The organism is Aquabacter sp., assembly GCF_965279295.1.
Taxonomy (GTDB): domain Bacteria; phylum Pseudomonadota; class Alphaproteobacteria; order Rhizobiales; family Xanthobacteraceae; genus Aquabacter.
The window spans coordinates 37,374-56,543 of record NZ_CBDIHQ010000009.1 but is presented as its reverse complement, the minus strand read 5'-3'; the positions used below and the strand labels follow the sequence as shown (position 1 = coordinate 56,543).

The following is a 19,170-nucleotide window of genomic DNA, read 5'->3' as shown; positions in this document are numbered from 1 at the left end:
ATCTCAAAACATGGTGCGAAGACCCGCTGGAGCGTGGCGGCGCAAAGCCGCGGCGTGCTAGGAGGGGATCGTCATAGGCTCGCGCGGCCAGGATCTTCGCCTCGACAGTCCCATCGGCCGACGCTCGTCTGAAGGATAATCATCATGGATACGATCACGACTCAGGGCGTCGCCATCCCACGCCTCGGCTACGGTACATTCCGCATGCCGGGCAACGGAGCCCAGCCGGCCGTAGAGAGCGCCATCGCGCTCGGCTATCGCCACATCGATACGGCGGCGATGTATGATAACGAGGCCTCCGTCGGCGACGCCCTTGCCGCATCCGGCGTTGCCCGCGACGAACTTTTCGTCACCACCAAGGTGTGGCACGACCAGCTCGCGCCCGATGCCCTGCGCAAGGCGTTCGACATCAGCCTGGGCAAGCTGGGCCTCGACTACGTCGACCTCTACATGATCCATTGGCCCTCCAAGGACATGGACATGGCCGCGACGCTGGAAGCCCTGGTGGCGCTGCGCGACGCGGGGCTGACCCGCTCAATCGGCGTCTGCAACTTTAACCTGCCGATGATCCGCACCGCGGTGGACGAGATCGGCGCGCCCATCGCTGCGCTGCAGGTCGAGTACCATCCCTTCCTGTCGCAGACGCCGCTCCTGGCCTATTTGCGCAGCAAGAACATCCCGCTCACCGCCTATGCGCCGCTGGCGCAGGGCCGCGCCGCGAACGACCCGACCCTTGCCGCCATTGGTGCCAAGCACGGTGCGAGCGCGGCTCAGGTGGCGATTGCCTGGCTGATGGATCAGGACGGCGTCATCGCCATCCCCAAGGCCGGACGCGCGGAAAGCCAGCAGGCCAATCTGGACGCGCTGAAGCTCACCCTCGACGACGAAGACCGCGCGGCCATCGCCGCCCTGCCGAAAGACCAGCGTTTCGTCCGCCCGCCCTTCGCACCGGATTTCGACGCCGTTTGATCGGTTGGCCGCCAAAAGCGATCTAGCCTCTCACTGTGGGGCTGTCGCGTTATGCAAGATCTCCCCCTCTCCCGCTTGCGGGGGAGGGTTGGGGAGGGGGCAAGGAGCATCATAAGAGACTCTGTCCCCTGCCCATTTCTCACTAATTCCCCCTCCCTACCCCTCCCCCGCAAGCGGGAGGGAACTACGGGCGGTTCGCGCAATACTCAGTAGCGGCGCTATAGCCCCCTCTCCCCGAGGGGGAGAGGGTCGGGGTGAGGGGGCAACCCTCTCCGTTCTGCACGTCTGGAGCCCCCTCACCCGTCTGCTTCGCAGCCGACCTCTCCCCCTCGGGGAGAGGTGAAAACAAGCATTACAATGCTTTTCGGGACGTGCGGGATCCGGCTTTTGCAAAGCTCTCGCAAGCCCCGGAGAGGGAATAGCGCAGCCCTTATCGGCCCGAAGGCGCGGCGGCCTTGGCGGCGGCCGGGTGCGGTGGCGCTCCCTGAAGCGGCGACTGCACTTCTGCGGCAGTCGCGGCCGGCTCGACGCGCGGGCGGTTGCCTTCGGGCGGCAGGAACAGGTCTGGTTTGTCGTTCGGCAGGGTTTCCACATAGAGCGAGGTGGAGGGGAAAGCGAAGCTAGACCCCGCGCCCTCGACGATCTCCATGATCTTGTAGCCAAGACGCTCCTTCACCAGCAGCCATTCACCCCAATGCGTGGTGTTCGTGAAGCAATAGACCATGATGTTGATGGCCGATGCGCCAAAGGAATCGATCCGCACGAAGGTCGACGCCATCTTGTAGGAAACGAAATCCTCGCTGGTGTGGATGTAGGTTTCGATGCCATCGCGCATCTGCTTCAACTGATCGATCGTCGAGGAATAGGGAACGCCGATCACCCAATAGATCCGGCGACGCCGCATCTGGCTGTAATTGATGACGGCATTGTCCGCGAGGTCGGAATTGGGCACCTGCACGGCGGAATCGTCGAACTGGCGGATGCGCGTCGAGCGGAAGCCGATGCTCTCCACCGTCCCTTCGATGACGCCCTCAACCTTGACCCAATCGCCATACTGAAAGCGCTCTTCCAGCAGGATCAGGACACCGGAAATCAGATTCTTGAACAGCGCCTGGGCGCCCAGGGCGATGGCGGCGCCGGCGATGCCCATGCCGGCCAGAAGCGGGCCGACCCTGATCCCCCACTCCTCCAGCACCGCCGCGATCGCGAAGAACACCACGACGCATTTCAGCGCCTTGCGCGCCCAATCGACCACCGAGTCCGTCAAGGTGCTGGCGCGCGGCCGCAGGTGCTCAATGATCGGCTCAATCAGGGCGACGAGCGCCCAATAGCCCACCACGATGAACAGCGTTCCCACCGTCCGATCGCCAAACCGGGCAGTCGCGCCGCTGGTGTCGGGCTGGATGGCCTGGAAGGCGAGAAACGTCCCGACCGCCACAGGCAGCAACTCGACCGGCCCCTTCAGGGCGCCGCCGAGCTTCTGGCGGAATTCGCTGTTCTCGAACCTGAAGATCCGCCCGGCGCAAAAGAACAGAAAATGGGCGATGGGGCGGCGCAGGGAGAAAAATATCGCGAACAGCACCAAAGCGATAATCAACCGATCAAAATGAAAATCCACCACGTCCGTGAAGACATTCACGACCGGTGCGCCCACCGAGGCAACGACACCGCCAATGATGCGATGGACGTGATCGATATTGTCACTCAGGGACATCTCGTCTCTCTTGTGGATGATTTTCTCTAAGGACGATTGACTTACAAACGTTTGATTTGAAGCATCAGAAACACAGCCTGCGGATCATAAGCGTCTCGTGACGCCGGGCCGCACGAGACGCGGATGGATAGCTTCTCCAATCGATCATCGCCGCCCGGTCTCGCCCCCATCCGCTCCGGCGATACCCCGACCGCCATCTAGCCACAACCCACGCCCGATCCCAACGCCACTGAGGCGAAGGCGTCGCGGTTCGACGCGAGCCACATCGCAGGCAGCGGGAAAAGCCCTCTCTCGCTTGCGAAAGCCCTGCGAAACGTTGCGGGGCGTTGAAAATGTTCTCACTGCCGTCATGCCCGGGCTCGTCCCGGGCATCCACGCCGGGCGGCAAGAACGATGTGGCGAGGCTTTCTCCGGCGGAACCGCGTGGATGGCCGGGACAAGCCCGGCCATGACGGCCGTAAGAGTTCTCGCATTTTCCGCGAATGGCGTGTCTTCCCTTTCTCAGCGTTCTCGCAAGCGGGAGAGGGAGCGCACCGCAAGCCAGGGGGAATAACGCAACGCCCGCAACAGCGTGCGCGCGATGCACGCATCGACAATAATTGGTTGTATTTTTATATTTCTCCCCTTATTGATGCATATATCGCACTGTTGCCCCCGCCGGATGTCTTAAGGCGTCCTGCGGCGCGGGATGGTGCGGGTCGGGGAACACATTTCAGGATTGATCGGGTGCCACGGAGCGTTTCGCGCCGTGCGATGCGCCATGCCGAAAATCATTCGGGAGCGTCGAAGGACGCGCCCGTCAACGCGGACGTGTGCCCACACCGCAGGACGCCCGAGAGGCGCCGGTGCTGGCAATCGGTTCATCAGTCGGTGGAGGGGAAGATGTCGACAAAACCGAGCGTTAAACCCACTGCAAAAGCGGGCGCCAATCCCGCCACCGGCAACAAGACCACCGTTGCGTTGCGGGCCGATGTCGACATCGACAACAAGCCGGTCGCGGTCGAAGGTGTCTTCGGCGACAGCTTCTTCCTTCAGCTGAACAGGGAAGCCAAGCTCGGCTCGCCCGTCACCTTTGGCATGTGGCTCAACACGTCGTTCAAGACCCAGGTGGGGTTGCTGGGGCCGATCAAGAATGGATCGGTTGAATATACCGCAACGGACTTCACTGCGGCGATTCAGAAGCCAACGGCTGATCCGGAAAAGGTCGCGGCCCTGACTGCGGTGAAAACCCACCTGAAGGATGTGGCCAAGGTGCCGGACAGCATGGTCGAGATGCTGACCACGGCGCTCACCGCCGACCTCATTCTCACCGACCTGCTGATCGACCAGAAGAAGGTCGAGGGCAAGGAGGTCAACAAATACAAATTCGGCATCGCCATCCAGTTCAACTCGGACATGGAGTTGCTGCCCAGCATGAAGCTGAAGAAGATCAGCCTGCTGATCACCAGCACACCGGCCGACGACACGAACCCGCCGGAGCGTACCGAGATCCCCGCCCTACCCTCCTACGCATCCGGCACCATCACCTTCGCCGATCAGCCGGCGGACCAGAGCACGATCACGCTCGGCAAGACCATCTGGACCTTCACGGCCGGCGCCGAGACGGGTGAGACCACCAAGATCGAGGCAACCCTCCAGGAGACGATCAAAAAGCTGGTGGACGGCCTCACCGCGTCCGCCAACGCCGACATCGCCCAGTTCAGCTACGAGGCCGGGGGCGCCGGGACCGTGCTGGCCATCAAGGCCAAGGTGGTCGGAGCGGCCGGGAATGATCTGGCGATCGCGGCCTCCGCCGAGTCCAAGGGCATCGCCTCGGGAGAGCAACTGGCCGGCGGCTGATCCAGCGCCCAGCGGCGGACATCCCCCATGAGCGACACTCCATGAGCGACACCTCCGCATCCGATACCCGGACCGAACTCGCCTTGATCCTGGAGGGCGAGCTGGGGGCAGGCGCCCGCCCGATGGCGTGGCAGATGGCGGTTCGGCTGGTCACCGGGGCGGACCCCGCATGGCGATTCACCGGCAAGATCGCGGGCGCGTGGACGATCGCCCAAATCGTCACCGCCATGCGTCCAGATCTACCTGTTGGAGGTGCCTTACACGACCCAGATCTAATGCCGAATCTAGCAGTGAACGGCCTGGAGGTGGCCTACGATTCCGCCTCCGGCCTGGTCATGGCGAGCACCACCCTGGACCTGAAACTGAGCGCCGACATGCCGTTGAAGGTCGGCCTGGTGGTCGCCTGCCTCCCGGCGCCGCCCCCCATCTCGAAGCCGCCCCAGCCCACCCGCCTGCTGGCCGGCGTGTTCACCAAGACCCCCATTTCCCTCGCCAGCATAGGCGCACAAAGCGGCATCATTGCTCAATTCCTTGGCGAGGCGCGGATCGACAATCTGGGAATTTACTGGGCGGCCGACGACATCATCACCACCGAGCCTGTGTTCGGATCGCCCGGCGGCGGGCCCCGGCGCTTCGGCAAGGGCCTGTCCTTCTCGGCACGGTTCGGCGGCGAAACATCCGGCGCCAGCCTGGATTTTCCCGCCGAAGGGCCACCTCCCTTGCCGGCGGAAATCTCTGACGGATCAACACCTAAGGTGGAATCCGAGAAGACCGACGGCCGCCTGCGCTACTGGCGCGACATCGATAAAACCTACGGCCCGCTCCACCTGCGCCGCATCGGCGGCGAGTGGCATCAGGGCAAAATCGGCGTGCTGCTGGACGCCGGCGTCGATCTCCTCGGCCTCAAGGTCGGGCTGTCAGGACTTGCGGTCAGGGTCCCGCCATCCAAGCTCACCACCCTCGCCTTCCAGGACCTGGATTTCGCACTCGACGGCCTCACCCTCGACCTGAAGCGCGGGCCAGTCTCGATCGGCGGCGCCCTCCTCAAGTCCTTGCAGGGAGAGGAGATTTCCTATTCCGGCGCGGCGGTGATCCGCACCAGTGCCATGAGCCTGAGCGCCATCGGCTCCTATGCCTTGGTTGCCGGCAAGCCATCCTTCTTCATCTTCGGCGCTTATCTCGGGACCATCGGCGGCCCGCCCGCCTTCCTGGTCCAGGGCCTCGCGGCAGGGTTCGGCTACAACCGCGTTTTGGTGCTGCCGCCGGTCGACAAGGTCCACGAATTCCCCCTGGTTTCCATGGTGATGGGCGATTCCGGCACGGCGGCGGGCGGCACCGGCGCGCTGATCTCTAAGCTGGACGCCTTCCCGCCCGCCCCCGGCCAATACTGGCTTGCCGCCGGGGTTAAATTCACCTCGTTCAAGCTGATCGACGGGTTCGCCCTGGTCACCGTCGCCTTCGGCGCCCGCTTCGAAATCGCCCTGCTGGGCCTCGCCATCCTGCGCCAGCCGCTGGGCCTTGATGCTCCGTTCATCCAGATCGAAATGGCCCTCAAGGCGCGCTTCTCACCGGACGAGGGCGTGCTCTCGATCATGGCGGTGCTGACCGAAAATTCGTTCCTTTTCAGTCGCAACTGCAAGCTGACCGGCGGCTTCGCCTTCAATGTCTGGTTCAACCCCACCAACCCGCTGTTGGCAAAGGACAATCACGCCGGAGACTTCGTCGTCACATTCGGCGGATACCACCCGAAATTCGCGGTTCCGGCCCATTATCCCCGCGTGCCGCGCATCGGCCTCTCCTGGCTGATGCCGAAGCAGGGCGTCGCGATCGAGGGCCGGGTCTATTTCGCTCTCACCCCCTCCTTCATCATGGCCGGCGGGCGCCTTAGCGCGGTCTACCGCTCCGGCTCCGTGCACGCCTGGTTCGACATGAGCCTCGACCTGCTGATCGGCTGGGAGCCGTTCCAGTATGAAGCCCGCCTACAGGTGCGCCTGGGCGCGCGGGTGGTGGTCAGCGTGCTCGGCATCTCCCAGACCCTTAGCTTCGAGATGGGCGTTCAGTTCCGCGTCTGGGGTCCCCCGTTCGCAGGAGAAGCCAAGGCCGATCTCGGGGCGATGTCCATCACCATTCCCATCGGCGCCAACGGTGCTCCCACGAAGGTGCCGCCCCTGACCTGGCAACAGTTTGCGGAGAAATTCTTTCCCAGGCCCACTCCAAGCGCCCCGCCGCGCCCGCTGGACATCGTCCTCGCAGGCGGCATGCGGCATGAGCATCGCGAGGGGAGCAAGACCGCCCTCGCCGTCGTCGACCCGAACGAATTGCGCATCGCCCTCTCATGCTTCGTGCCGCCGACGCAGGTGAGAACGCCCGCCGGCGAGCTGGCAACCGGCCCCGCCTTCGGCATCCGCCCCATGGACGTGCGTGCTTATCGCTCGGAGCTGGTGGTCACAGTCACCCGCGCCGGAAAAGCCGTGGCGATGACCTACCGTGTGTCCCGCTCCGCGGTGCCCGAGGCCCTCTGGAGCCCCCTGCCCGCGCCGGGCGCCGAGGCTGAGCGGCTGGAGGCGCGGGTTCTGCCGGACGCGATTTCCACCGTCGAAATCCTGCCGCGCCCCTGCAACGACAAGGGCACGAAGGTCGCCACCGCCGAAACCCGAAGCGCCGTGATCCGCGTGGCCCGATTGCCGCGCGCCTATACGTTTCGTGCCCCTGATGTCGCGCTGGCGCCGGAGCGGGCGTTCCGCGAGGCGCTCAAGGCGCCGCCCCCCGAGGTTGTCGCGGCCTTCCGATCCGCCGGTTTTCTCGCAGCAACCGACACCGTGGCGCCCGACCTCGGCAGGCTAGGAAACATGGCTGCCGGCGGGCTTCTGGGCGTGCCGTTGCTGGTGCGCATGGGCGAAGCCTTTCCCGAACGCGCGGCCGCCTGATGACGGCGCGCCGCAGACGAAAGGCGAGATGATGCGCACCAGGTTCGCCGCGCGCTCCGAGCCGGCTTTCAAGGCGGGGCCATATCAGGTCGAAGCCACCCAGAGCGTCGTCTACGCACCGGATCAGACGGAAGACGTGAACGCGCGGGCGGCCTTGCCCTTTCATGTGCAGGCGCCCCGCTTCGCGCTCGCGCCAGGGGAGGTCTATTCACTCTATCCGCCGGACGGCCAATCCGGCGCCTATCAGGATACGCTCGCCCACGTCGTCCTGCGCAACAAAAACACGCCGTGGCTGCGTGGTCCCGCCAAGACAGACACGCCCGCGCCATGGCTCGGGCTCCTCCTGTTCGACGCCGACGAGTTGGCGCTGACATCGCTCGCGCAGCGCAGCTACACGGGCGTTCTGAAAGACCCGCCGGATGAGAAGGTTGCGGCAGGCGGCGCGATCCGCTGTCCGGACATCGCCCTTGATCCGTGGGAGGAGACGCCGGCAGACGCACAGGCGGCCCGCTGCACCACCATCGACATACCCGCTGAGCTTTTCGCGAGCGTGGCACCGTCCATGACCACGTTGAGCCTGCTCGCCCATGTGCGGCACGTCGAGACCGGCGACAAGGAAGATGTTCCGGGGATTGGAGACGGGTCGTTCTCCGTAGTCATCTGCGACCGCCGCATTCTCGCGGACGCCCGCCAGACCGCGCTTCTGGTCTCGTTCGAGGGCCACGCCGCGCTTCTGGAAAACAGCATGCCGACGCGCGCGCCGGTGCGTCTCGTGGTCCTGGCGCAGTGGTCGTTCGTATCAGGCGGCCGGAATTTTGAGGAGATGGTGGGCAATCTGAACGGCGGGAACGCTGCTGGGAACGCCTGGCTGCGTGCCGATCCCGTCCAGATGAGCCATCCGGCCGTGGAGACCGCCCTGTCGCTTGGGCATGTGCCGTTGCCCCACGCGCTACGGCATGGAGATCGCACCGTCTCCTGGTATCGCGGGCCGTTCTCGCCGGTGCCGATCCCTGCACAGAGCCAGCCCAGGCTCTACCTGAGCGCCGACGAGGCGCTGCAATTCGACCGGGACACGGGACTTTTCGATGTGTCCTACGCCGCCGCATGGCAACTCGGCCGGCTGCTGGCGCTCCAGTCGCCTGAATTCATCCAGGCCATGTTCCGCTGGCGCAGGGACAGCTTCGGCGATCAGGCGATGGCCGATGTAAAGGCCGCCTTCGCGGCCCTGCATCCGGCCGCCGAGGGCATCTCGCTGGATACCCAGCAGGCGGCGGAAATCCTACGGAACGGTCTGCTGACATCGGTGATCCTGGAGATGTTCAGCGGCAGCAAGGCTCCGCCGGGGGCGCCCGCATGACCGGCGATCTCCTGCACGAACTGAAGGCGCCCGACTTCATCCGCCACGCCGACACGCCGCCCCAATTGCCGGATGCGGTGAGCGGCTTCCTCGGCCGCCTTCTGCTGCTGCATGGCGTGCCGTTCTCCTATCTGGTGGCGGACGCCGCGCTGCTGAAGCCGGAAAGCCTGAAATTCTTCCATATCGACCCACAATGGCTGAGTGCCCTCCTGGGCGGTGCACTCATGGTGGGCCGCAGCGAAGACTGGCGCCTGCTGCTTGAGACCGCGATGGCAGGCGACCACGCGCGCGGGATCATCGCCGCCGCCCGCGCGGTGCGTCGCCCGGCCGGGAATGTGGATACCCCGGAAACGGCACAGGGGTTTGCGACGTTCAATTTCACCGGCTTCATCCTGCGCTCGCGCCTGCTTTCGGGATGGCCGGGGCTGGAGGTGCGGGCATTCCGAAAAGGACCGACCCCGGACCTGGCGCCCGAGCATCAACTGAACCTGTTGCGTCTCGAGCGGCCGGCGTCGGATGTGCTGCTTGGCCTCGCCGATGGCGTCATTTCGGCATTGGAAATCACCCAGCCGCCCGAAGGCCTGCACTTCGTCACAAAACCCTCCTCGGCACGCCGGCTGGATGTTTCCGCGCTGGTTGCCGGCGGCACTTCCGCTGATCTCGCGCAGTGTCTGCTGGCCCCGCAGCTTCAATATGTCTTCCACTTGGATGACGTCTGAGATGGAGCGGGATGACTGGCGTAGCTTCATCCACCCCGACGCCATAACGTCGACGCGTTGGCGCCTGCTGGTGCCCATGGCGGCGGAAGCACTGGTGGTCGGCGCGGCGGGATCGCCCGTGATGGATCTCACGCCGCTCTACCGGAACCTGTTCGACGAGGACGAGGCGGCGCTTGGCGTGGCCATGCGGCCGCCATTGGGAGACGGCAAGCGAAAGCGGCTCACCAAGGGCATCCACCTGCACTGGACGCTGCCTGCCGCCTTCACCCATCTGCGCGCCGTGCCCCAGGATGCGCAGATGGGTGAAGGCGATGCGGACCTGCGCCAGCCGCCGGTGCCCAACAGATGGCTCGTCACACGCCTCATCGCCGACGCCGGCAACGGCCTCGCCACCAAGTCCTGGCTTATCGAGAGCGATGCCGTGCAAGCGCGGGAAAGCAGCGGAGGTGCACCCTGGCTCATCTCTGCAAACGGCACCTTGAAGCGTTGCTGGATCGGCCGGTCACGCGTCTTCGGCGAAGGTGCGGATACCGCAGGGGAGAAGGCGCCGAATTTCACGCTCACGGCTTTCGGCCCGGCAAATCTCGGCTTCGCCGCCTTCTACCCCTCGTGCCGCAATGTGTTCGGTTTCCACGACACGGCGGAGGGTCTTGGTCCGGGAGCATCGTGCACCTACCTCCTCACCGGATGGTTCTCCGACCCGGCTGCGGACCCGCTCGCCGGAGCCGTCGACCGCGCAAATTGGCTGCGCGTCATGGACGAGCAAGGCTGGTCAATCCATGGCGCGGGTGAAGCCCGCCACCTCCCCACCACCCTCACCTGCCACGCTGCGCTGAGCGGTGTGGTCTGGATACCGGATGCGCCGCCCCGCCTGCCGTTCAATTCCACCATCGATGTCGCCCTGGGGCGTGGCCTGATGGAGGCGGCGGCGGTGTTGGCGCTCGATCGCACACACCACCCACGGCAACTCGCGGATACGGCCCAATTTGCCGCCTTGGCCGAACGCAGACCCATCGCGGCCGATTTCCGCAATCACCGCTTCCTCGACGGGGTGGGCCTGCTGCTGGAACAGCAGGCGCGCCTCCATCAGAGCGAATTTTCCGTCTATCCCGGCGGCTCCCAGTGGGAACTTGCGCGCAGGCCAAGACGCGGCGCTCGGCCGGAAACGCAGCCGGAACCTCTTGTGACGGTCAGCCGCGCGCTTTCCGATCTGCTCACCGCGCTGAACATGCGCCAGCAGGCACTTGATCTGAATCAACGTCATGCCAGCGCCGCTCGGCGCGAAGTGTTCGATCTGTGGTGCCAGCGGCAATATCAGAACGCCGTCGCCCGCCAGGAGGAGGACGCATCCCGCGCCCGCATCCGGCTCGCGCTGGACCAACGCGTCGCCGACGCCACCCATGATCTCAGCACGCTCAACGACGAATTGGGCACGGCGGCATCACTATGTGAGGCTGCCAAGGCGCAGTTGGCGCAAGCCTTGGCCGACGCGGCGCTCGATTGCGACGTCGTCGAGCGTCCCGCAGCGCGGTTCTGGCGCGCCGCCGATCCGTTTGTGTTGCTGAAGGGCATTCCCGCGCCGGTGATGCTGGGCGCCGCGCATTCCTTGCCCTGCCGGCTGGACAGCCAGGTCGCGGCACGATTGGTCAGTGGCATTGGGAAAGCCCCACACATCCTGGCGACCCGCGCCATGCTGGAAAGCGATCCGGCGATCAAGGCAACACGCGACGCCTTGCCGCCCGATACCGGCGCCCGCACCCTCATGCACGACCTGCTGATGATGGACCCCAACCTGCGCAGCGTCCTGGCGCGCTGCGCCTGCCAAGCGGAGGCGCCCAATCCCGGGCCGGAGCAGATCGCCTTGCGAGCGGCCGAAATCGGGCGGGCGGTGGCGGCTCTTTTGGCAGCGGCCGCAGAACCGAACTTCAACGGTGCGGCCGCGGCCCTCAAGCTCACCGCCGGCGACAGCACCAAGCCGCTACTCTCCCTGCTTTCGGCATTCCATGCTTGGCAGCCCGATACGCCCGCACAGCCGGTGTTCCTGGTGTGGAAAGCGCGCTGGACGCGCACGCCCCTGCCAGACGATGGCGTCCGTCGATACGACCTTGAAGCCGATGGCATCGACTGCCGCCGACCTGCCGAAGTCGCGCCCGGTCATGATGAGGGTGCGCTTTACGAAGGCGTGTGCCTCGCCACGACGAACCTGGAGCGCACGTTTCCGCTCACCCCCCAGCCCTTCCTTGAGCGAAGCGCGCTCGCGCCGCTGATGGGGCAGAGCCTTTCCGGCCTGACGGAGGCGCTGGGCATGCGCGATGCCGGCGCCCAACTTCCTCCGCTGATCCTTCGGGGCGGGCTGGAACGCGTGGACGAGATCGCCGCGCTGGTCATACAGGAGTATTCGGTCGGCCCCCTGCTCTCCCACTCGCGTGGGGAAGCCGGGGCGTTCGAGCCATCGCGCAACGGATTTCTCCAGCTGGAGCAGCTTTCGGTTGTCGACACGTTCGGTCGTGTCCTCACCGTGATCGCGCGCGGCGAGCTGACGGACAGGCAGTCGCGCCTGCAACTCGGCAGAACCTTGCGCGCCGCATCCCAGCCAATGACGGGGGCCACGGCCGCGTGGCTCGGCGGGCGTCTCACGCAGCCCGCCCGCCTGAGAGTGCGCTGGCTGGACGCCGAGCGGGATGAGAGAGAGGTCTTCGCAACCGACGTTCACGCCCATCCGATCTGCGGCTGGGTGATCCACAACCGCCTCGCCCGCAGCCTGCTGGTCTACGACCGCACCGGGGCGCTGCTCGGAAGTGTCGAGGCGGCGATCAATCCCAGCGGGCAGGAAATGGTGCGTTGGAACACAGTGTTGCGGCGGCAGGCCGCGGGAAACGCGCCAGATGCTCAGCTTGGCGAGATCTCCAACCCGCACCTGCACGCCTTCGTCGAGGGGCTGGTGGCGCTGACGCAGCAGACTGCCTCCGCTGCATTCAAGTCGTTCCGCGATCATCTCGACAGGTTCGAGGACGAGGCGCCCCCGGCGGCCGATAGAGGCTGGCTGTCGGCACTATCCGGGCAGCCGCTCGCGCTGGTACGCGCGGCGCTGTTGCTGGAACTGGATGGCCCTCCATGGCACGATCAGAGCCTCGAGAACCTGATCGGCGATGGCCCGCCGCCGACCGGCCCCTCCATCCGCATCCAGGCCCGCGTGGGCGACCGGCGGCTCGGACCGGACGGGCTGGTGGGTACTTTCGTCGACCCACCCCACGGCCGTGGCTACCGTGCGCTGCGCGCGCGGGCTGACGTGGAGTTGCCGGCGCGCCCGAGTGCGGAGGACTATCTCGACCCCGCGTGCGCCATAGACCTTCAGCTCGACGCGGGACGCGAGCAATCCGACGAAGTGCGGATCACGCTGCTGATGGACCCCAAGCGCAGCACCCATCTGGTTTGCGGCATCTTGCCGGCCATGGAAGTGAGGCTTGCGCCGACGCTGGTTTCGCACCTGATGGCGGACTTCGAGGTGCCGTTCTTGACCGCACCGGTGCTGGGCGAACGGTTTCCCGGGGGAAAAGCGAAACTGGCGCTGGATATCCCGCTGCCCACCGACACGCACGGGGACTGGTCATTCATCTCCTTCCCCGAAGCGCAGGCGGACGCTGAGGAGACGCCGCTCAGCCAGGGTCTCAAATCAGCCGCGTCGCTGTCCGGCCCGATATCCCTGTTCGAGGGCTGGATGAAATACCGGCCCAAACGCCAGCCCCCGACCACAGGAGGCAAGCCGTGACCGCTAACGTCGTGACAGATGGGCCTTTCTCGCTCACGTCCCCGCTTGAAATCGCAGCGGGGCGAAAGCAGAGCGTGCGGTTTTCCATCACCGCTGCGGGGCCTGGAAACCTCTATCTCCACATCCCGCTCGGGAATGGGGCGAAAGACCTGTGCGCACTTTCACCTGACGCATTCAGGGACAACGAGCGCACCATCGTCATCGTCGAGCACACCTTCGGCAGCGAAGACAGCATGCCCGAAGTCACCGGCCGCGAAATGTCGCGCGATCTCTCGGCTGGCATCGTGAAGATCACAGTAGCCGCCGGCGGAAGCTTCGCCCTATCGCTTCAGGACATTGCCGTCGGACCGCTCCCCGGCCTCGTCGCATTCGAGTTGCGCAAGGGTGCCGCCTCGCTCGGCCACGCCGTGCTCACCAAGGTCGAGCGCGGCGAGGCCCTGTCGATCACGCGGCTCGAGGCGAGCCCGGCGAACCGTGTCGGTGCCGGTCCCGTCACGCTCAGCTTCGCGTTCGAGCCGGCGCTCGGCGCCCCCATCGCGGGGCGTGACTACGAATTGTCGATCAAGCCGCCTTCCGCATTGTCAGCCCCCCTCGCTTGCCCGCCGGCTGCGTGGGATGCCGCGCGAAAATCCTGGTCGACGCGCACCATGATCACACAGACCTGCGACATCGAGATTGTTACCAAAGACGACAATCCCACCAACCGGCAGGTGCGGGTGCGCGTCAACGAGACATCACGCTACCAGGAAAGCGAACTCTGCTTTTCGCCGCCGGATGCCGCTTCGGCGGGGACGCTGGATTGGGGCGTGCTCGGCATTTATCCCGATGACGGCGCAGGCATCCTCTATGTGCTGCTTCAGCACCACGGGAGCCCCACGCCCCAGGCCAGCCTTTGGAGCACGAAGACCGGCTTCGACAGCGGAATGTGGGAGCCGGTGCTGAACGACAGAGGCGATCCCGCCCGGATCCCGCTCGACGCTGCCCGCCGGCCGGGGGCGATCTATGACGGCAAGCTGTGGCTGGTGGGCGGCGATTGTTGCGATCCAGACAGGCCGGACAATGGCGTCGGCTACTTCCATCTCAGGGACCGGCGCTGGATCAATGCGGCGCCCGCGAAATGGCCGAAGCGCATGGGGCATCGTGTGCTCGTTGTTGCCGACGAATTGTGGGTGATCGGCGGCTGGTCACAGGATGGTGGGGCGCTGGGTGATATCTGGACGTTCAAGGCCGGGGAGGGCTGGCGAGAGAAAGGCTTCAAACCGCCCAAGGGATGGAAGCCGCGCTGCCTGTTTGGGACCGCGGTCACGGGCGGCGCCGTTATTATCGCGGGCGGGTTCGGCACGCCGGGTGGCCTCACCTACAATGATGTCCTGCGCTGGGACCCTAAATCCGATGCGTACGAGAGCCTGCCGAACCTGAATCACGCATTTGCTGGCGGCCGCAGCACGTCGGAGAGTCTGGCGAAGCTGCAATATTGCGCCAGCACCGTGTTCGATCACAGTCGCCTTCTGGATTCCAGGCCGGACGACGTCGCGGCCATCGCCGTCTATTACGAGCCGGGCAAAAGCTATCGGCAGAAACTCTTCCGCTTCAAGAAGGGAAACACTTGGGAGATTGGCGCGCCGATCCGCATGAACGACATCAGTTCGAATAATATTTTTCTCGAACTCGATTTCTTCTGTCTATCGAGCGCCATCTTCAGTGGAAGCATATTTCTCTGGGAGTTGAGCCCTGCCGATCCGCAGGACGCCAGGCTCCGTCGTCTCATCCTCATCTAGAGAGCCCGACCATGCGCGCCATCAGAAGCGTAACCGTGTCAGTCACGGCTCTTTTCGTCCTTTTCGCCCAGCCCCATGTGTCCACGGCCAGCTCACCCGAGACCTTCACCACCGCGCGCCTGCCGCAGGCCCAGGTGCCGGGCACCGGGGAAGTCATCATCAGCGCCGACGCCGGCAAGACGCCGACCGGCACCTTGCACCTGACCTTCCAGCTTCAAGGGCTGCCGCCCCAAGCAGAGTTGCTGTCCTGCGGCCTGCGCGTGGTGATGAGCCGGGAGAAAAGCGCGAACCAGAGCACCGGCGTGCTTGTGGAGTTGCTGTCCTCCATCGGCGGCACCATCGCCGGCCTGCTGGTGCCGCCGCAGAACTTGCCGGCGGGCACCGCACTGGTGTTCCGCAGCGTTTCTCTGTGTGGCGCCCTAACCGCCGCGTTGGGAAGCGATGCCCCCACGGTTTCGATGAGCCTTCAGACGCAGACGCGCGACGGGATCCTGGCGATCCGTGGAGCAGGACCGCGAATTCCCACCGACAAGCTTCCACGGCTCATCCTGACGTATCGTGTGGCGGATTCCATGCCGGGCACTGGAGATTGGAGGCAGGTGCGCGCAGGCCCACAGCATCCAGGGCGAACCGACTGGCGCATCTACGATCCCGAGGGGGCCTATGGCCCAACACGCTATCGCGCCGTCGAGATGACCGGTGTCACCAGCCTGCACCTGCCCCAATCGCCTCTGCTGTTCGACGGCGCGTTGGTGGCGGCGACGCAGAAGGGCGACAGTGCATACGGCCTGACCCAGTACTATCCAGGCGGGCACCTCACCGCACAGCTGCCGGACCAAAGCATTCCGAAATTCATTGGCGCGAGCGCGACGGGAACCCTGCTCTCTGCCTCACATAATCGTTTCACGGTCGCAGACCTTCGCCCGGACCTGCGCATCCGGACCGGCGACGTGCCTGTTCTGGCAAACGGCGAGATCATCATGCAGGCCCCCACCATAGGAGCCGACGGCGCGCTGTTCGCGGTGACGAACCGTTTCATCAGGGCCTATGCCGCCGCGCCGGATTTTCGCCCGCTCTGGGACTACGACATAAGCGATGTACCGGAAGCGGTGAGTTCTCTCGCGTTCAGCGAAGACGGGCGAACGGCATATGTTCTCATTGGCGACCCTCGGCATCAAATTCTCGCCCTTGATGCCACCACAGGCGTCTGCAAATGGCGGCAATCGCTACCCAGGAAGATCAAGCGCGGCTTGAACGAGAATATGCCTGTCCCGGTGGTGGCCGGAGCACGCATCTTCGCCACCGACCACGACCCGACCGGCAGCGCCCTCAACGCGTTCTACGACCCGGATCGCATGCCCAACCCCGCCAGCGGCGCGATCATCCCGCCATCCACCGGCTGCGAAGACAATCCGGCGGCAAGCTATTCGGTGATGACGCAGAGCGGGGATTTCTCCCTTTCCACGCCGGTCGTGGGAAAGGGCCAGGAGGTCTATTACCTGAAGGACGGACAATTCTGTTGGGCCCGCGAGCAGGAAGGCAACTGCCTGACTGTAACAGCAAGCCAGGATGCGCAGAGCCCGGGTCGCGCATGCGACGTCGACAAATTGCATCGCGCAAGCACCCTGATTGGCGATGGCACCGGGGTGTATTTTCACGCGGTCGCGCCTGCGGAAAGCCGTGCGCACACGGGGCAATTCTTCGCTCTGCGGGCACACTGGGTGATCGCCGCTATGGGGCCTGTCCTGGCGTCCGTGCGGTGCAGCCAGTCGGATATCCAGGGGCTTTCGTCCGGCCTGATGCTGGCGCCAGACGGCAGCGTCTACAATACAGGTCTTGGCCCCTCGCTTCTGCGCATCGTCCCCGATGCCTTCGCGGCCGCAAGCGCTGTCCTGATGGTGGATGGGCAGACGCTGAGGGATAACGACGGCACGCTGTTCCGGGCTCAAGACACCGTTCTGCTGTGCGCCGTCGCCTCACAGTGCGACACCCCTGTCCCATTCGACTTGATGGCCGGCCAGCGCATCCGGCTGGTCTCCGGGAAGATGATCATCTTCGGGCCGGGCCTGCGCATACCCAAGGGCGGCCGGCTGAACGCGCGCGTGGGATTTTGAACGATGGATGCACTGTCGGTCGCAGCCAAAACGGCCGGCGGATTAAGCCTCATACGCTCGGAGCTGAACACCATGGCCTCAAGGAGCAGATCAGCAAATGTCACTGTGATTATGCTGGGCGCGACCCTCGCTCTCCTCTGCGCTGCGCGGGCGCAGAGCCCGCTGGTGATCGACGCGAACGGCGTCACCATGAACGGCTCGCTGACCGTTTCGGGTGCGGTCGATGTGCCCGCGCCTGGGCTGATCTCCGGGAAAGGCGCGGTCCCGGTCGGCACCATCGTCATGTGGTCCGGCGATCCGCAGAAATTGCCCGAAGGTTGGGCGCTCTGCGACGGGAACGGCTCGCTGGCGGACGGGAAACGGGTTCCCGACCTCAGCGGCCAGTTTGTCATGGGATACGATCCCGCCGTCCCCCACGCCTTCATGCTCCGGAGGGGTGGCGAGAAGGCGCACACGCTGACGCGGGCGGAAATGCCGGTGCATAGCCACGGCGTGCGCGTCGCCGATCAGCAAGGCAACGACCTGGGCTTTCAGCAATCGAGGGGAAACACAGCGGTCATGACCGACACGGGAGGCTTTTTTAACAAGATCCTCTCTTGGCGAAATGTTGCAAAACCCGTCACTGCAAGCAGCATCCGGCTCAAGGCCGAAGGAGACGGCAAGGCCTTCGATATCCGGCCGCCATATTATGTTTTGGCCTACATCATCTTCACCGGAAATCGCCGGGCATCGCCACAGACAGTTTCTGCAGCCTTGCCCGTGGACCAGCTGATTGTTTCTGACGATCGCGTCGCGGTCGCTGCCAACCTTCGCGTGAACGGCGGCATTGTCGCATCGGGTGAAGGATTTGCGGGGCTGGGGGCTCTGCCCGTGGGCGCCATCATGATGTGGTCCGGCTCAGCCGGGCAAACACCGCCGGGTTGGCATCTGTGCGACGGTAAGACCATTCTGCCGAACGGTCGCGCGGTGCCCGATCTCCGGGGGCGGTTCATCGTCGGCTACGACGCGAAGAATCCGGACTACGCGTGCAGCGGCACAAGTGCCTGCGATCTCAAGAAGGACGGGCGGGCGCGCCATGTCCTGACGGTGCAGGAACTCCCGCAGCACGACCACGACATGACATGGTTCTTCGACATCGACGCCGGCAATTTCGAGGCGGTCGCGAACGCGATCGACGGCCCGGACGGTATGGTGAACGTCGCCGCGCCCGCCCCGCGTCAGGTCACGCTGAAGATTTCTCCCGAAGGGGAGAAAACACCCAAGGCATTCGATATGAGGCCCCCCTATTTCGTCGTCGCCTTCATCATCTACGGCGGCCGCTGATGTCGCGCCCGGCACCGCGAAACACGGGAGAGGTGATTATGCATCCGCGTATCCAAGCCTTGTGCGTCATCCTCGCCGCTCTGGCGTGTACGAAGCCGGCGTGGGCCGAGCCGACCCAGATGTCGCTCGACATGGGTGCGATAGTGATCGCTTCTCCTCTGTCCATCTCCGGAGACCTCACCGCAACGGGCACGCTGAAGGGACCTGGCACCGTACCGGTGGGCGCCATCGCCATGTGGAGCGGTGATCCGCTCAGGCTGCCGGAGGGGTGGTTGCTTTGCGACGGAACAGGCACCCTCTCGGATGGGCGACCCGTACCAGACATGCGCAATGTCTTCGCCGTCGGCAGTAGCGACAAATCCGACGCGACGGATTACGCGGTAGTCGGCAAAAGCTCCAAGCAGCCCTATATCGAACTGAAGCTGGAAAACCTGCCGTGGCATGATCACGGCGGCAGCTTGGTGCCCGCCTCGGCAATGGTCTTGACGGACACCCGCAATGTCGGAAAAGGCGAAAGAACCGATAAACAGCGAGACGCGGCATTGGCGAGCACAAAGGTGCTCCGCAGCATGGCAACTGACGGCTTCAGCGTCCCGCTGACCCTTCGACCGCCCCATGTCCTGCTCGCCTTCATCATTTACGCCGGGCGATAGGACGGAGG

General features: G+C 65.0%; 11 protein-coding genes. 10 read left to right on the top strand and 1 reads right to left on the bottom strand.

What is annotated here, in order from left to right; all coding sequences use genetic code 11:
• Window positions 1–144 precede the first annotated feature (144 nt).
• Complete coding sequence (locus tag ADADO0_RS03240; RefSeq protein ID WP_511303654.1) at window positions 145–969, top strand: aldo/keto reductase; 825 nt, start codon at window positions 145–147, stop codon at window positions 967–969.
• A 430-nt stretch (window positions 970–1,399) separates the two neighbouring features.
• Here ADADO0_RS03240 and ADADO0_RS03235 read toward each other — a convergent pair whose 3' ends face one another.
• Window positions 1,400–2,683, bottom strand: a complete 1,284-nt coding sequence (locus ADADO0_RS03235; RefSeq protein WP_511303653.1) for a mechanosensitive ion channel family protein — start codon at window positions 2,681–2,683, stop codon at window positions 1,400–1,402.
• A gap of 882 nt (window positions 2,684–3,565) precedes the next feature.
• Between ADADO0_RS03235 and ADADO0_RS03230 the strand changes: the two genes are divergently transcribed.
• The 9 genes from ADADO0_RS03230 to ADADO0_RS03190 are packed head-to-tail and all read left to right on the top strand — an operon-like array spanning window position 3,566 to window position 19,162.
• Window positions 3,566–4,522, top strand: coding sequence for a hypothetical protein (locus tag ADADO0_RS03230; RefSeq protein WP_511303652.1), 957 nt, complete (start codon window positions 3,566–3,568; stop codon window positions 4,520–4,522).
• Between the two features lie 41 nt (window positions 4,523–4,563).
• Window positions 4,564–7,449, top strand: coding sequence for a DUF6603 domain-containing protein (locus ADADO0_RS03225; RefSeq protein ID WP_511303651.1), 2,886 nt, complete (start codon window positions 4,564–4,566; stop codon window positions 7,447–7,449).
• A 28-nt stretch (window positions 7,450–7,477) separates the two neighbouring features.
• The gene (locus tag ADADO0_RS03220) at window positions 7,478–8,806 is read left to right on the top strand and encodes a hypothetical protein (protein ID WP_511303650.1); all 1,329 of its coding nucleotides are present in this window, start codon (window positions 7,478–7,480) and stop codon (window positions 8,804–8,806) included.
• Entirely contained in the window at window positions 8,803–9,525 is a 723-nt protein-coding gene (locus ADADO0_RS03215; RefSeq protein WP_511303649.1) for a hypothetical protein, read from the top strand. The genes ADADO0_RS03220 and ADADO0_RS03215 overlap by 4 nt, the downstream gene beginning before the upstream one ends.
• Window positions 9,500–13,294, top strand: coding sequence for a hypothetical protein (locus ADADO0_RS03210; protein WP_511303648.1), 3,795 nt, complete (start codon window positions 9,500–9,502; stop codon window positions 13,292–13,294). The genes ADADO0_RS03215 and ADADO0_RS03210 overlap by 26 nt, the downstream gene beginning before the upstream one ends.
• Window positions 13,291–15,072, top strand: coding sequence for a Kelch repeat-containing protein (locus tag ADADO0_RS03205; protein ID WP_511303647.1), 1,782 nt, complete (start codon window positions 13,291–13,293; stop codon window positions 15,070–15,072). The genes ADADO0_RS03210 and ADADO0_RS03205 overlap by 4 nt, the downstream gene beginning before the upstream one ends.
• An 11-nt stretch (window positions 15,073–15,083) precedes the next feature.
• On the top strand, window positions 15,084–17,186 hold the full coding sequence (locus tag ADADO0_RS03200; RefSeq protein WP_511303646.1) for a PQQ-binding-like beta-propeller repeat protein: 2,103 nt from the start codon (window positions 15,084–15,086) through the stop codon (window positions 17,184–17,186).
• A 3-nt stretch (window positions 17,187–17,189) separates the two neighbouring features.
• Entirely contained in the window at window positions 17,190–18,509 is a 1,320-nt protein-coding gene (locus tag ADADO0_RS03195) for a hypothetical protein (protein WP_511303645.1), read from the top strand.
• 38 nt (window positions 18,510–18,547) lie between these two features.
• Complete coding sequence (locus tag ADADO0_RS03190) at window positions 18,548–19,162, top strand: hypothetical protein (protein ID WP_511303644.1); 615 nt, start codon at window positions 18,548–18,550, stop codon at window positions 19,160–19,162.
• Window positions 19,163–19,170: the final 8 nt, after the last annotated feature.